General features: G+C 53.0%; 12 protein-coding genes. All 12 read right to left on the reverse strand.

Going from position 1 to position 14,968, the window contains the following annotated elements:
- Nucleotides 1–81 precede the first annotated feature (81 nt).
- A complete protein-coding gene (locus OCH80_RS00300; RefSeq protein WP_404537017.1) occupies nt 82–1,227 on the reverse strand; it encodes an AI-2E family transporter in 1,146 nt (381 codons plus the stop codon).
- A gap of 107 nt (nt 1,228–1,334) precedes the next feature.
- Nucleotides 1,335–2,360, reverse strand: a complete 1,026-nt coding sequence (locus OCH80_RS00305; protein ID WP_404537019.1) for a branched-chain amino acid aminotransferase — start codon at nt 2,358–2,360, stop codon at nt 1,335–1,337.
- 249 nt (nt 2,361–2,609) lie between these two features.
- Nucleotides 2,610–3,497 carry a cation diffusion facilitator family transporter gene (locus tag OCH80_RS00310; RefSeq protein ID WP_206988324.1) on the reverse strand — a complete coding sequence of 296 codons (888 nt, stop codon included), beginning with the start codon at nt 3,495–3,497 and terminating at the stop codon, nt 2,610–2,612.
- A 99-nt stretch (nt 3,498–3,596) separates the two neighbouring features.
- Nucleotides 3,597–4,124, reverse strand: a complete 528-nt coding sequence (locus OCH80_RS00315; protein ID WP_209007170.1) for an adenine phosphoribosyltransferase — start codon at nt 4,122–4,124, stop codon at nt 3,597–3,599.
- Between the two features lie 2 nt (nt 4,125–4,126).
- Entirely contained in the window at nt 4,127–6,397 is a 2,271-nt protein-coding gene (recJ, locus tag OCH80_RS00320; RefSeq protein ID WP_404537022.1) for a single-stranded-DNA-specific exonuclease RecJ, read from the reverse strand.
- A complete protein-coding gene (locus OCH80_RS00325) occupies nt 6,397–7,095 on the reverse strand; it encodes a class A sortase (RefSeq protein ID WP_404537024.1) in 699 nt (232 codons plus the stop codon). Before OCH80_RS00325 ends, recJ begins: the two co-directional genes overlap by 1 nt.
- Nucleotides 7,096–7,097: 2 nt before the next feature.
- On the reverse strand, nt 7,098–8,936 hold the full coding sequence (lepA, locus tag OCH80_RS00330) for a translation elongation factor 4 (RefSeq protein ID WP_206988327.1): 1,839 nt from the start codon (nt 8,934–8,936) through the stop codon (nt 7,098–7,100).
- A gap of 133 nt (nt 8,937–9,069) precedes the next feature.
- Nucleotides 9,070–10,212, reverse strand: a complete 1,143-nt coding sequence (gene dnaJ / locus OCH80_RS00335; RefSeq protein ID WP_404537026.1) for a molecular chaperone DnaJ — start codon at nt 10,210–10,212, stop codon at nt 9,070–9,072.
- A gap of 81 nt (nt 10,213–10,293) precedes the next feature.
- Nucleotides 10,294–12,141 carry a molecular chaperone DnaK gene (gene dnaK, locus OCH80_RS00340; RefSeq protein ID WP_404537028.1) on the reverse strand — a complete coding sequence of 616 codons (1,848 nt, stop codon included), beginning with the start codon at nt 12,139–12,141 and terminating at the stop codon, nt 10,294–10,296.
- Between the two features lie 55 nt (nt 12,142–12,196).
- Nucleotides 12,197–12,793, reverse strand: coding sequence for a nucleotide exchange factor GrpE (grpE, locus tag OCH80_RS00345; RefSeq protein WP_404537030.1), 597 nt, complete (start codon nt 12,791–12,793; stop codon nt 12,197–12,199).
- 11 nt (nt 12,794–12,804) lie between these two features.
- Nucleotides 12,805–13,863, reverse strand: a complete 1,059-nt coding sequence (hrcA, locus tag OCH80_RS00350) for a heat-inducible transcriptional repressor HrcA (protein ID WP_404537032.1) — start codon at nt 13,861–13,863, stop codon at nt 12,805–12,807.
- 156 nt (nt 13,864–14,019) lie between these two features.
- On the reverse strand, nt 14,020–14,958 hold the full coding sequence (gene ribF / locus OCH80_RS00355) for a riboflavin biosynthesis protein RibF (RefSeq protein ID WP_404537034.1): 939 nt from the start codon (nt 14,956–14,958) through the stop codon (nt 14,020–14,022).
- Between the last annotated feature and the right edge of the window lie 10 nt (nt 14,959–14,968).

Below are 14,968 nucleotides of genomic sequence, written 5' to 3' on the forward strand. Positions count from 1 at the left end.
CAGAAGTTTTTCGCTTCTAGAAGCCTTTTTTATTCGCTATAGTTTTTTCCCAGACTCTTTTTGCTGCACGCTGTGCAGAGTTTATTCGTGCGATTTCTCTTCTTTTCCTTGTCCGCTCTCGGCCAGCTGCTTTTGCCGGTAGGCGATCAAGCGCTCAAATTCCGTCTTCAGCAAGGCCCCCATTGGCACGGCGATCAGCATCCCCACAAAGCCGCCCATAGCGCCGCCGGCGATCACGCAGGCAATCACGTACAGGGGATGGATGTGAATGGCTGAGGACAAAAGCTTAGGGTTGAGCACGTTGCCGTCAATGGCCTGGATGACCAAGAGGATGATCATCCCCACGATCAAGGCCTCCATGTTCTGGCTGAGGGTGCAGGCCAGGATGACCATACCATAGCCCAGGATTGGCCCAAAGTATGGGATCAGGTTGCCAATCCCGGTCACCATCCCGATCAGCAGACCGTATGGCACCTTGGCAATCAGCATAGCCAGGCTGACTAAGAGGCCGACAATGAAGGCGTCGATGATCTGTCCCCGGATATAGCCGGAGAAGGCCTGGTCGGCATCAGCTAAAAAGACCTTGATTACGCGAATCACCCGCTTGTTGAGCAGTGTTCCCAGGCTGCGCTTCCAGTAAGCCGCGATCCGCTGGCCATCGTAAAGGAAGTAGATCGCAAAAATCACTCCAAAGAAGAAGTCGCTCAAGAAGCTGGTCACCCGGCCGACCCCTTTTTGCATGTAAGCCATGATGCCGCTGGTTGACCAGCCCTGCTTTTGCAGATAAGACATGATCTCGCTGATAAAACTGCTGTATTGGGCCTTCAGCTGGTCATACAGGCTGTCGATGCTGGCCAGGCTGAAATGGCTGAGCTGCTTGGAAAAAGTCACGACAATCGCGCCCACGGCCAGCAATAAGACCAGCAAGACCAAGGCAATGGTCAAAGCCACGGCCATGGACCGGCTGGCCGTCGCCACGGCCCCCTTGCTGCTGCCCTTTGAAAACTTCCGGTCAAAAAAGTTGGTCACCGGCAGCAGCAAATAGGTCAAGACCAGGCCATAAGTCAGCGGCTGGGCAATCGCGGCCAGGATCTTGCCAACTCGCTGCCAGAAGCCTGATGACTCATAGGCCAAAAGCAGGATGATCAAGCCAGCAAAAACCGTGCCCAGACAGTACATGGCGATTTTAAAGTACTTTTGATCAATATGGTTCCAGAATTTGTTCATCAATCTACCTCGCTAGTTTGCTAGCCTTTATTATAGCAGTTTCTCACGTCTGGCCAAAAGGGCAAAAAAATAGCGGCTCTCGCGAGTCGCTATTAATTAGCGCATTTTTACAATACGTGGTGAATCCAGCCTTCTGGAGCTTCAATTTCACCGTTTTGAATGCCAGTCAAGGTGTTGTAAAGCTCACCCATGAACTTGCCTGGCTTCTCCATCCCTGATGGGAAGTTGATTTCTTGGTCGCCGTTGACAACCTTGCCAACTGGTGACAGCACCGCTGCAGTACCAACCAATGCACATTCCTTGAATGAAGGAATTTCGTCGAAGCGAACCTTTCTTTCTTCAACGGTCAAGTTCAGGTAGTGTTCTGCCAAGTATACAATTGAGCGTCTAGTGATTGATGGCAAAATTGAGTTTGACTTAGGTACGACCAAGTGATTGTTTTGGTCGATGAAGATGATGTTTGAGCCACCGGTTTCTTCAATGTAGGTTTGCGTAGCTGGGTCAAGGTACATGTTTTCTGAGAAGCCGTCCTTGTGCGCGCCTACAGTCGCCTTCATACTCATGGCGTAGTTCAAAGCCGCCTTAACGTGGCCAGTCCCGCGAGGTGCGGCACGGTCGTATTGCGCAACCTGGATGGCAACTGGAGTAGCCCCGCCCTTGTAGTATGGGCCTACTGGAGTAGCAAAGATTCTGAACATGTAGTCCCTGGCTGGAGCAACGCCGATGATTGGCGTGGTCCCGATTTCGTAAGGACGCAGGTAAAGGGTCGCGCCTGAGCCGTATGGTGGTACCCAGTCAACGTTGGCCTTTACGACTTCTTCAATGCCCTTGACGAATTGGTCCTTTGGGTATGGTTCCATTTCCAGGCGCTTGGCTGAGTTGTACATTCTTTCAGCGTTTTGGTCTGGACGGAAGACAACGACAGAGCCGTCCTTCCAAGTGTAGGCCTTCATCCCTTCAAAGACTTGCTGTGCGTATTGCAGGGTTTCAGCACATTCATTTAAAACAACGTTCGGGTCAGCAGTCAGCTTGCCGCCTTGCCAAGCACCGTCGTGGAATTCGTCCACATAGCGTTTGTCAGTTTGGTGATAAGCAAAACCGATGTTTGCCCAATCAAGATCTTTCTTAGCCATGATTTTTTTACCTCCTAAATGTTTCAATCACTAGTTGTTTATGTGTTTAATATAATACTCATTTTTAGATTTGGCAACAGCTTTTTAAAGAGCTTTTCATTTTAATCATATTTTTCCTAAAAAGTCCTTCTTCCTGCTCCAGCGCGTAAATAAGCAAGCTTTTTCCGCGATGAAAGCGCTGTTTTCCATTATCAACCTAGTTATAGCACATTTCCCCAGGACCGGATAAGAAAGTTTCCTAATTTTTATTTAATCATCAACATCCGAGGAGATGATGTCCTCGTTCATCCCCCGCTCGCATTCGGCTTGCACGGTCACGTGGTTGATGCCGAACTTTTTCCGCAAGATAACGGCAATCTCCTGGTCAATTGCCTCGATCCTTTCCGCGGTCAAGTCATCATCAACGTTGATGTGCGCGTCAAGCATCACCATATCGTCGCTGTAGCGCCAAATGTGCACGTGGTGGATTTTCTTGACCCCCGGACAGGTCAGGACAGCCCGCTCAACCTCTTCCAGGTCGATATCCGGGTTGGTCTCCATTAAGACGTTGGCCGAGTCCTTGGTGACCTCAAAAGCCTCCTTCAGCAAGATAATTGAGGCCGCCAGGGTCAAAACCGGGTCCACCAGGGTCCAATCCCACAAATAGATGACGATTGAGCCAACGACCACGGCCACTGACGACAAGGTATCGGACATCATGTTCAAGAACAAGGCCCGGGCATTCAAGCTGCTCTTGGCCCCGCTCAGCAGGATCAGCATGGACAAGAGGTTCCCCGCCAGCCCAACCAAAGAGACGATGAACATGATCCGGCCTTCGATTGGCTCAGGATGACTAAAGCGCTGGATGGCCGAGAAAAAGAGGTAGACGCTGATGACCAGCAGAACGACCCCATTGGTATAGGCAGCCAGGGTTTCTGCCCGCCGGTAGCCAAAAGTCTTGTGAGCGTCCTTGTGCTTCTTGGAGATCAGATTGGCGACGAAGGCCAAAATGATTGAAGCCACGTCTGAGAGATTGTGCAAGGCATCCGAGAGGAGGGCCAGCGACCCGGAGAGGAAGCCCCCGATGAATTCCGCGGCCGTGATGATCACGTTGAGAACCGTGACCCACAGATAGCGCTTTGAAGATTGATCTTTCATTTCTTGTACCTGCCTGTCTTGCTTTTGGAAAATCTGTTGCTAAAAAGCCAGCAAGCACTGCTTGCTGGCTTTTCTTGTTCATTCAGTCTGTCTTCGTGCTTAGGCACCGTGGTATTGCACCAGTGAAAAGATGTCAACGTCAGGGAACTTTTCCCGGCCCTTCAGGTCAGTCAGTTCGATGTAGAAGGCCGCACCGACCAGCTTGCCGCCAAGGCGCTCAATCAATTCCTTGGTCGCGCGCAGGGTGCCGGCAGTGGCCATCAAGTCGTCGCAGATCACTACTCTTTGGCCTGGCTTGATCGCGTCCTTGTGCATCTCCAGCACGTTTGAGCCGTATTCCAAGTCATAGGCCGCGCTTTCAACCTCGCGTGGCAGCTTGTGCGGCTTGCGGGCTGGCACGAAGCCAACGCCCAGTTCGATGGCCACTGGCGTGCCAACAAGGAAGCCCCGGGCTTCAGGCCCAACAATCACATCAGCATGGCGGCTCTTGGCATATTCAGCGATATCATGGGTCGCTGCTCTGAAAGCTTCACCATCTTGCAGCAAAGGAGTGATGTCTCTGAAGATAATCCCCTCGTTAGGGAAGTCCTTGATGCTGGCGATGTATTTCTTGTAATCAATTGACATTTCTATATCCTCCGTCTACTAAGACCGTTGGCGTAACGCAGCAGCTCATTTGTCGAGATTGTTCGTAATCTGTTCACGAACGCAATCTGGGCCTTCACTGAACGGTAGTAGCCCGAATCATTCAAGCTCTTCTTAGTCAAATTCGGACTTGGCACCAACTTGTCTCCTTCCATTTTAACAAAATCAAGCGTAAAAAACACCCTCAAAATGAAAAGGAGACCTTCCGGCTTTAATCCCAGCTGACCGGCAGCTTGCAGGTAATTGTTCGCCTTTTGTCCAGGGTGAGCGCGGAAGTACTCCCAGACCCGGCCGAAAGCCTCCCGGCCAGGCAGCTGCTTGCCTGGCAGCCGGTCCAGCTGAAAGCGCAAGTAGAGCTGCTTGTAGTCCTTGACCAGGACGAAGTTGAGCTGGTCTGGATTGGCGGGCACGTCCAAGACGGTCACGATCTGCTCGCTCAGGTCCTCATCATCCTTGGCCATGGTCAGCATCTCAGCCGGAATCCCATAGCGCTTTTGCGCCAATTGGGCATTCTTGGGATCAAACAAGAGATACTTGTCTGCGAAGCCCAGCAGGTCTTCCTGCTGGCGGAAGTCAACCACCTTCTGCTGGGCCAGGTAGATCGGCTGCCCGTAGTGCACGCCCGCCACCTGGAATTGAACGCTCGTCTTGCCCCGGAAAGTATTCGTGCTCAGACTCACGTAAAGCTTGTCGATAAAGGGCAGCACCATTTCTGTAATCTTGTGGTCAAAATCGATGGCCCGCACATTGGCAACGTTAAAGCTGCACCCCTTCTTCATGGCCCGGAAACCGCTGATCTTCGGCTGGGTCACCGAAAAGACCGGGGCTTCATTGTCAGTCCCAAAAGGACCAACCAGAGCCAGCTGGCTGACGGCATCCAAGCTGACGTCCAACGGCTTGATCTCGCCGTCGTACTGCTTGACCGTTTCCTGCAGATGGTCCTGCTTTTGGAAGCTGCCTTCAAAATCCTCCCGCAATTGGCCAAGCTTGTCTAGCGTCAGCGACAAACCGCAGGCATAGTCATGGCCGCCAAATTGGGTCAGGGTCGTCCCTTCCAGGGGCTTTAAGGCATCAAACAGGTTGAAGCCAAATTTCTCTGAGGACCGGCCTGACCCCTTGACCATGCCGTCCCCATTCTTGGTCAGCATCAAAGTCGGCTTGTGGTACTCATCCGCGATTCGGTTGGCAACCAGCCCCATGACCCCTTCATGCCAGTCAGGGTCATAAAGAGTAAGCGTGGCTTGGCTCTGGTAGCCCTGCTTGACTACCTGCTGCTCAGCTTCCAAAGTCGTCTGGGCCGTCAATTCCCGGCGCTCGGTATTCAGCTTCTCCACCCGGTCGGCCAGCTGCTTGGCTTCTTCCGGCGTTTCCGCCAGCAAAAGCTTGACGGCCAAAGCCGCGTCATCCAGGCGGCCGCAGGCGTTAAGCCGGGGCGCGATCTTGAAGCCGATGTCGGTCTCATCAATCTGGCCCATGGTCAGCCCCGCGTTGGCAATCAGGGCCCGCAAGCCCGGTCTGGCCGTCTGGTTCAGCAGCTCCAGGCCACGCTTGACGATGACGTGGCCTTCTCCTGACACCTTGACCATATCGCCAATCGTCCCGATCATCGCCAGCTCCAGAAATTCACTGGCCGTATCCTGCAGGACTGCCCGGGCAATAGTGTAGGCCACGCCGGCCCCGCAATAGTCATCAAAAGGATAGGCCTGGCCTGGATAATTGCAGTGCACGATCGCGCACGCCTCCGGCATCTTGTCCTTGAAGGTGTGGTGGTCGGTCACGATCACGTCAACCCCATGCTCTTGGGCATAAGCGACCTCTTCAAGCCCGGTCACCCCATTGTCGACGGTGATAATCAGTTTCGTCCCGTCGGCCACGATCTCCTTGTAGCGGTCAAGGCTTGGCCCATAGCCGTCTTTGAAGCGGTTGGGGATAAAGTAGTGGACGTCCCCGCCCATGATGCCCAGCATCTCAACCATGATCGTCGTGGCAGTAATGCCGTCAGCATCATAGTCGCCATAGACCGTAATCTTCTCCCCGCTGTCCAGAGCCTGGTTGATCCGGTCGACGGCCTTGTCCATATCATGCATCAGGTATGGATCAGCCAGGTCTGCCTCAGTTGCCGTGAACCAAAAGTTCAATTTTTCCGCCGTGTCAATGCCTCGCAAAGAAAACAACTTAGCCGCCAATGGGCTAAGTTGATATTCATCGATCAGTTCTTGAGACAATGGCGCGGCTTTTCTTTCTTGCCATTTCATTATCTTAGTTTAAACATCTCCAGCTTCTTGTCGCTTGCCCGTTCGCGCTTGACCAGCTTCCCCCGCAGGGCCCAGCGGTTTCTCCCGCCGTCAGCACAAGTGATCAGGGTCACCATGGGCTGCTTGGTCTGGTTGACCAGCCAGACGGCATACGGATTGACGACTTTCTTGTAGTTGATCTGGTAGACATAGACCTGCTTCAGGTCAGTCAAGTAGACCTTTGCCCCGAGCTTGACGTCCTCAAGGGGCGAAAACAGGATGCCCTTAGAGGTCATATAGTGACCGGCCAAGGGATAGTTGCCCTTGCCCATCTTTTGGTCAGCCCGCATCGTGGCCCCACCAGTTGACAGGGAATCATCCGACAAGCCCAGCATGACCGGCAGATACAGCTTGACGCTAGGAATCGCCATGGCGCCGACCGCGCCAGCCGTGTGCCTGACCCGGCTCTTGGCCGCCTGGGCCAGGTCAATCTCCTTGACCTGGCTGAAGTCATAAGTTGCCTTCTGCCGCTGGTTCTTGACCACCTGCTCGGCCGTCAGGCCCTGCAAGGCACTCTGTGAGTTCTGCTTGACGACCAGGCCGCTGATCTGCCGGTTGAACACCAATAGCAGTCCGACCAGCAGCAGGATGACCGCCGCGATCCGCAGCAACAAGCTCAGCTTTTGCTTTTTGCCAGAATTTTGTCTGTCTTCAGCCATGTTTACTTGCCCTTGATATCGTCGTCATTCATCCGCAGGACGGCCATAAAGGCATCTTGCGGAACTTCTACCCGGCCAACGGATTTCATCCGCTTCTTGCCCCGCTTCTGCTTTTCAAGCAGCTTGGCCCGCCGGTCAGGGTCACCCGTGTGGATCTTCCAGGTAACGTCCTTGCGGTATGGCTTGATCGTGGCCCGGGAAATGATCTTGGACCCGATGGCCCCTTGAATGTCGACTTCGAAGTTCTGCCGCGGGATCAGCTTCTTCAACAGACTGGTCATCTGCACGGCCCGGTCGCGGGCTTCGTCTCTGTGGGCAATGAAGCTCAAGGCATCGATTGGCTCCTTGTTCAAGAGGATGTCGATCTTGACCAGATCAGTCTTCCGGTAGCCAATGATCTCATAGTCAAGAGAGGCATAGCCCTTGGTTGAGGACTTCAATTGGTCAAAGAAGTCATAGATGATTTCCGCCAAAGGCATCTCATAGATCACATTGACCCGGTATTTGTCCAGGTAGTCCATGGTCTGGAATTCTCCGCGCTTCTTCTCGCACAATTGCATGACTGGACCAACGAAATCATTAGGCACCATGATCTCGGCCTTCACGTAAGGCTCCTGCAGCTCCTTGTATTCACCGGCGCTTGGCAGGTCAGCCGGGTTGTCGATCAGCATGACTTCGCCATTCGGCATGATGGCGTGGTAGTCAACGGATGGCGCGGTCATGATCAAATCCAGGTCAAACTCCTGCTCCAGGCGCTCTTGAACCACGTCCATGTGCAAAAGACCCAAAAAGCCGCAACGGAAGCCAAAGCCCAGGGCTTGTGAAGTTTCCGGCTCAAATTCCAGGGAAGCATCGTTAAGCTGCAGCTTCTGCAGGGCCTCTTTCAAGTCATCGTAATCCCGGTTGTCGCTTGGGTACATCCCGGAGTAGACCATTGGCGGAATCTGCCGGTAGCCAGGCAGGGCTTTGGCCGTTGGGTGGACAGCGCTGGTGATGGTGTCACCCACCCGGGTTTCACGGACTGACTTGATGTTGGCCGTAATGTAGCCAACGTCGCCGGCAATCAAGATGTCTTCTTTGACTGGGTGCGGGCTGGAAACGCCGACTTCGGTCACTTCATACTTCTTGCCCGTATTCATGATCATGATTTCGTCGCCCGGCTTGACGGATCCTTCTTCTATCCGCACCTGCATGACGACCCCGCGGTAGTCATCGTACTTGGAGTCGAAGATCAGGGCCTTGAGCGGGGCTTCGATGTCGCCTACCGGAGCTGGGATGTCAGTGACGATTCTTTCCAAAAGGTCAGGAATCCCCTGCCCGGTCTTGCCGGAGACCTCAACGGCATTTGTCGCGTCAATCCCCAGCATTTCGCTGATTTCTTCCTTGGCCATGTCGGGATCGGCACTTGGCAGGTCGATCTTGTTCAAGACTGGCAGGATTTCCAGGTTGTTTTCCAAAGCCAGGTAGGTGTTGGACAGGGTCTGGGCCTGCACCCCTTGCGACGCGTCCACAACCAGCAAGGCCCCTTCACAGGCTGCCAAAGACCGGGAAACTTCGTAAGAGAAGTCGACGTGTCCTGGGGTGTCGATCAAGTGGAAGATATAGTCTTCACCGTCTTTGGCGTGGTACTTGACCTGCACCGAGTTCATCTTGATGGTAATCCCTCTCTGGCGTTCCAGTGGCATGTCATCCAGCATCTGATTCTTCAGTTGCCGCTTTGATACCGTATCCGTCAGTTCCAGAATCCGGTCGGCAATGGTCGATTTGCCGTGGTCGACGTGGGCCACGATCGAAAAGTTGCGGATGTGCTGCTGATAATCTTTGAGTTTTGCTAAATCCATGTGTTTTCTCGCATCCTTATCTAATACCTAACTATTATAACTGAATTTGCCGGCCTTGTCCCCTATTAGTCCTGACCGCGAAAAAAGCCCGGCTTTGTTGCCAAAGCCAGGCTTAATCAATCTATTCGCTTGTTTAGCTGAGCTTGTCCTTCAAACGCTCAAAGAAGCCCTTTTCCTGCGGAGCGATTGAGCCGCCGGAGGCCTTGACGAATTCAAGCAAAGCCTTGCGCTGCGCTTCGTTGATGTTCTTAGGGATCACGATCTCAACCGTGGTGATCTGGTCGCCAGGCTCGCCCCCGCGCAGGCTTGGAACGCCCTTCTGCTTCAAGGTGAACTTCTGGTTTGGCTGAGTCCCGGCTGGGATCTTCAGCTTGGCATCCCCGTAAACCGTCTTGATGTTGATCTCATCGCCCAAGGTAGCTTGGGCAAAAGAGATCGGCACGGTCGTGTAAATGGTCTGCCCGCGTCTGGTAAAGTCCTTGCTTGGACGAACCCGGAAGACGATGTAAAGATCCCCGTAAGGGCCGCCGTTCTTCCCGGCTTCGCCTTGCCCGGCCAGGCGGATCTGCTGGCCGTCATCGATGCCGGCTGGCACCTTGACCTGCAGGGTCTGCTTCTTGTCGACCGTCCCTGCCCCGTGGCAACTCTTGCATGGGTGCTGGATGATGAAGCCGCGGCCTGAGCACTTGTCACAGGTGGTTTGCCGCTGAATCATGCCCAAGACGGATCTTTGGGTAATCGTCATCATCCCGCTGCCGCCGCACTTGTCACAGGTGATTGGGTGGGTACCCTTTTCAGCACCGTTGCCGCCGCAAGTCTCACAAGTCGTGCTCCGGGTGTAGGTAATATCGGTCGTCTTGCCCTTGATCGCATCCATGAAGTCAATGGTCATGGTGTAGTCCAGGTCCTGACCACGCTGTGGCGCCGTCGGGTCGACTCTTTGCCGGCTGGCACCACCGCCGAAGAAGCTGTTGAAGATGTCGCCAAAATCATCGAAACCAGCGCCACCGAAGCCTTGGCCTCCAAAGCCTTGGCCACCGAAGCCCTGACCATTCATGCCTGCCTGGCCGAACTGGTCGTATTGCTGTCTCTTTTGCTGGTCATGCAAAACTTCATAAGCTTCGTTGACTTCCTTGTATTTTTCTTCCGCACCGGGTTCATGGTTTAAGTCTGGGTGATACTTCTTGGCCAGCTTGCGGTATGCCTTGCTGATCTCAGCATCGCTGGCATCACGGCTGACGCCCAAAATATCATAGTAATCCCGATTTGCTGCCATCTATCTTTACGCTCCTTCTTGTTAACAAAAGAAAAGAACTACTTCATGCAGTTCTTCTCCTTTTGTTCAATTATAGTCGCTTTACTTGTTTGGGTCTACCTTGGTGAAGTCGCCGTCAACAGTGTCGCCGTTGCTACCATTGCTGCCGCCATTGGCTGGGCCTTGTGGGCCGGCTTGACCATTTTGCCCGTTTTGGGCGTTTTGTTGGTAAAGCTTGACTGCCAATTCTTGAGCAACCTTGGTCAAGGCGTCCTTCTTGTTCTTCATTTCGTCCAGGTTGTTGTCCTTTTGGGCCTTCTTCAGGTCTTCCAGAGCGTCCTTGACTGGCTTAGCATCGCTTTCAGGCAACTTGCCGTCGACTTCCTTCAAAGTCTTTTCGGTTTGGAAGATCAGGCTGTCAACTTCGTTTCTGAGGTCGACTTCTTCCTTCTTCTTGTTGTCTTCTTCAGCGTGCTCTTCGGCTTCCTTCTTCATTCTTTCGATTTCTTCATCTGACAAGCCAGAAGCTGATTGGATCGTAATCTTTTGTTCCTTGCCAGTCCCCATGTCCTTGGCTGAAACGTTGACGATCCCGTTCTTGTCGATGTCGAAGGTAACTTGAATTTGTGGCACGCCACGTGGAGCGGCTGGAATGTCAGTCAATTCAAAGCGGCCCAAGGTCTTGTTGTCAGCTGCCATTGGCCGTTCACCTTGCAGAACGTGGATGTCAACGGCTGGCTGGTTGTCAGCTGCGGTTGAGAAGATTTGGCTCTTGGAAGTTGGGATGGTGGTGTTTCTGTCGATCAGCTTGGTGAAGACCCCGCCCATGGTTTCAATCCCAAGTGACAATGGGGTAACGTCCAGCAAAACGATGTCCTTAACGTCACCAGAGATTACCCCGCCTTGGATAGCGGCACCCAAAGCAACGGCTTCGTCTGGGTTGATTGAGTGGTCTGGTTCCTTGCCAGCCCATTGCTTAACGGCTTCTTGCACGGCTGGAATCCGGGTTGAGCCACCGTTCAAGATCACCTTGTCAATGTCGCCAACTGACAGGCCAGCGTCACGCAAAGCGTTGTCAAATGGGATCTTGGTTCTTTGAACCAGGTCGTCAGTCAGTTCGTTGAACTTAGCCCGGGTCAGGTCTGCTTCCAGGTGCAGAGGACCTGCTTCACCGGCTGAGATGAATGGCAGGGAAATGTGGGTTGAAGATACGCCTGACAAGTCCTTCTTGGCCTTTTCAGCGGCATCCTTCAAGCGTTGCATTGCCATCTTGTCCTTTGACAGGTCAACGCCGTTTTCTTCCTTGAAGCCAGCTACCAGCCAGTCGATGATCTTGTTGTCAAAGTCGTCACCACCCAGGTGGGTGTCACCGTTGGTTGACAGAACTTGGAAGACGCCATCGCCCAACTGCAGGACGGAAACGTCGAAGGTACCACCACCAAGGTCGTAGACCAAGACCTTTTCGTCGTCTTCATCCTTGTCCAGACCGTAAGCCAAAGCTGAAGCAGTTGGTTCGTTGATGATCCGCTGCACGTTGAGGCCCGCGATCTTGCCGGCGTCCTTGGTTGCTTGCCGCTGAGCGTCGTTGAAGTAGGCTGGAACGGTAATAACCGCGTCAGTAACCGGCTCACCCAAGTAGTCTTCTGAGAACTTCTTGATGTATTGCAGGATCATAGCGGAGATTTCTTGTGGGGTGTAGGCCTTGTCGCCGACCTTCACCTTGTAGTCAGCTTCACCCATGTGCCGCTTGATGGAAACGATCGTGTTCGGGTTGGTGATCGCTTGCCGCTTGGCAACTTCACCGACTTGAATCTCGCCATCCTTAAAGGCAACTACTGAAGGGGTGGTTCTAGCCCCTTCCGGGTTGGTGATAATCTTTGGTTCTTTGCCTTCCAAAACTGCAACTGCTGAGTTGGTCGTACCCAAGTCAATCCCAATAACTTTTGACATGTTTTGCTCTCCTTGTTAGATTGAATAATTTCGAATAAATTGCTTGATTGCTGTCTTATTGTGCCACGACAACCATGGCTGGCCGCAGGGTCCGGTCCTTGTAGACGTAGCCCTTCTGCAGAACCTGCACGACGTGGTCTTTTTGATCATCATTCTCAGCTGGCACGCTTTGTACCGCCTGATGCAATGTCGGATCAAACTTCTCGCCTTCAGCCTTGATTTCTTCAATGCCGTTGTCCTTCAAGGCTCTGACCAGACCTTCCAGGGTCATTTCAATCCCCTTCTTGAGCTGGCCGGAAACTTCATCATCGGCTTTGACGGCTAAGGCTCTTTCCAAGTTGTCCACGCTTGGCAGGATGTCCTTGCCCAGGCGCTGGGACTCGTACTTGACCAGGTTGGCTCTTTCCTTGCTGTAGCGGCGCTGGGCATTCTGCTGCTCGGCCTCGCTTCTCAGGTACTTGTCTTCCAGCTCCTTGTTCTTGGCGGTCAGCTCTGCAAGCTGCTTTTGCAAGTCAGCCAGCTCGTCCTTCTTTGGATCTTGCTTGGCCGCCGGCTTGGTCTTCTTTGCCTTGGCGGCATGTTTCTTGTCTTGCTTTGTTTGCTTGTCTGCTTGAGTCAAGTCTTTCTCGCTTGGAAATTCTTCCTTACTCACGACAAACCTCCTTATTTAAATCTGCCATAGTAGTCCAGCAATTTTCTTGCCAATTCCTGCCTGAAGAATTCCATCAGGCCAATCATTTCGGAATATGGCATATTGCGCGGACCCAGTAGTGCGATCGTCCCATGGCCATATTTGCCTACGCTGTATTCAGCGGTAACCAGGCTGAAATTGCGGAGCAGGTCGCTGGGCAATTCAGTCCCGAGGCGGACGTGGACTGGATAGCGCTTGGAATCCCCGTTTTCGTCCTCATCCCCGATGTCGATCAGTTCGCCGACCAGACTGTCGGTGTTGATCAGCTGATACAGGGACTTGATGTCGTCAATATCGCTCTTGTCGGTGTTGTTCAACAGGTTCAGCTGGCCATCGACGTAAAGCTGCTCACTGGCAGCTTCCTTGATCACTGATTCCAAAAGCTCCAGGAATTCTGGCACGTTCTTGCCCACGATGTTGCTGCTGGACAAGGCTTGGAAAGTTTCTTTATTGATCTCGCCCAAGCTCTTGCCAACCAGCTGGTCGTTGATCAGCCGCACCGCCCGCTCAATCTCATCGCCTGAGATGTGGCGCGGCAAGGTGTAGAGCTGATTCTTGACCCCGCCGTCAGAAGTGACCAGGATGGCCATCACCTGCCGGGGCGCCAGGGGCACGATCCGAAAGCCCGTGATCCTGACCCCTCTGGCCTCTGGCCCTTCCGCGAAGGCCGTGTAGTCGGTCAGATCAGACAGGATCTTGGCTGCTTCCTTGACGATCTCGTCAACTTGGTTGAACGGCTGGTCAAACTGGGAGCCGATCTGGGTATAGACGGCTTCCGGCAGCCGGAGGGGCTGAACCAGGTTGTCCAAGTAATATCGATAGCCTTCTGTTGAAGGAATCCGGCCGCTGGAGGAGTGGGTCTTCTCGATCAGCCCCGCCTCTTCCAAGACCGCCATTTCATTGCGGATAGTCGCACTGGATACTTTGATCGGCAATTGATTCATGACCGTCTTTGACCCCACAGGCTCGTGGGTCTTGGTAAAGTCCTGAATGATTGTCTTTAGTATAAGTTCTTGACGTTCGGTCAACATAATTATCGCCCTCACATTTAGCACTCACATCTTCCAGGTGCTAACATGGTATAGATTAACAAGAAATTAGCAGTTAGTCAAGCTGAATGCTAATTTTTTTCGAAGAAAAAAGAGCCAAGCAATATTGGCTCTTTTTATCTTATTTTGCATAGCATCCTATTCGACCGTTTGGTCAAAATAAGCTTCCGCATTAATGCGATCCTGCTTAAGCTGAGCGACCAGGCCGTCAAGGCTGGCAAATTTCAGCTCATCCCTGAGGTACTTGTACCAGGCAATCGTGATGGTCTCCCCGTAGATATCCTGGTCAAAGTCAAAAAGATTGGACTCAATGTAGATCTGCTTTTCATCGTTGAACATGACATTGTAGCCCACGCTGGTCATTGACTCATACCACCGGTCCTTGACCCGAGTCATAGTCGCGTACACGCCAATCTTTGGCAGCACCTTGGGCCAGTCCATGGACAGATTAGCCGTTGGATAGCCCAGCTTGTGGCCATTGCGGAAGCCATGAACGACTTTGCCGCTGGTCGTGTACGGGTGGCCTAAAAGCTCCGTGGCCAAAGTCAGATCGCCCTTTTTGATGGCCTCCCTGATCTCGGTTGACCCGATCTTCTGTCCTTCAAAAATCTGCTTGGGCAAGACCTTGATCGCAAAGCGGCCCTTGGCAAACTTTGGCAGATTGGTCATATTGGCCACGTCTTTTGATCCATAGGTATAGTCAAAGCCGGCGACGACCGTGTCTGCCTGCAGCTTCATGATGATCCGGTCCACAAAATCCTGCGGGGCCAGCTGGCTGAATTGCCTGGTAAACTGCATGATCACCAGGTAATCCACGCCAATCTTTTCCATTTCATGGACCTTCTCATCCGGTGAGTTCAAGTAGGCAAATTTTTTTACGCCCGCGTAGACTTCTTTCGGGTGGCGGTCAAAGGTCAAGACCATCAACGGCAGGTCCTTTTGGTCAGCTTCTGAGCGCGCTTCGGCGATCAGGCGCTGGTGACCAATGTGCACCCCGTCGAAAAAGCCCAAGGCCAGAACGACTGGTCCATCCGTCAGCGGCTGGTCAATCGGATAGCTGATGTTAATTGTTTTCAAACTAGATCCC

It is taken from the genome of Lactobacillus sp. 23-2, assembly GCF_044902225.1.
GTDB lineage: Bacteria > Bacillota > Bacilli > Lactobacillales > Lactobacillaceae > Lactobacillus > Lactobacillus absianus.

Excerpts from the sequence above, each read along its gene's own strand:
- OCH80_RS00325 (WP_404537024.1), bottom strand. The coding sequence starts at position 7,095 with ATGGCTGAAGACAGACAAAATTCTGGCAAAAAGCAAAAGCTGAGCTTG.
- dnaJ (WP_404537026.1), bottom strand. The coding sequence starts at position 10,212 with ATGGCAGCAAATCGGGATTACTATGATATTTTGGGCGTCAGCCGTGAT.
- OCH80_RS00300 (WP_404537017.1), bottom strand. The coding sequence starts at position 1,227 with ATGAACAAATTCTGGAACCATATTGATCAAAAGTACTTTAAAATCGCC.
- OCH80_RS00315 (WP_209007170.1), bottom strand. The coding sequence starts at position 4,124 with ATGTCAATTGATTACAAGAAATACATCGCCAGCATCAAGGACTTCCCT.
- recJ (WP_404537022.1), bottom strand. The coding sequence starts at position 6,397 with ATGAAATGGCAAGAAAGAAAAGCCGCGCCATTGTCTCAAGAACTGATC.
- dnaK (WP_404537028.1), bottom strand. The coding sequence starts at position 12,141 with ATGTCAAAAGTTATTGGGATTGACTTGGGTACGACCAACTCAGCAGTT.
- lepA (WP_206988327.1), bottom strand. The coding sequence starts at position 8,936 with ATGGATTTAGCAAAACTCAAAGATTATCAGCAGCACATCCGCAACTTT.
- hrcA (WP_404537032.1), bottom strand. The coding sequence starts at position 13,863 with ATGTTGACCGAACGTCAAGAACTTATACTAAAGACAATCATTCAGGAC.
- OCH80_RS00310 (WP_206988324.1), bottom strand. The coding sequence starts at position 3,497 with ATGAAAGATCAATCTTCAAAGCGCTATCTGTGGGTCACGGTTCTCAAC.
- OCH80_RS00305 (WP_404537019.1), bottom strand. The coding sequence starts at position 2,360 with ATGGCTAAGAAAGATCTTGATTGGGCAAACATCGGTTTTGCTTATCAC.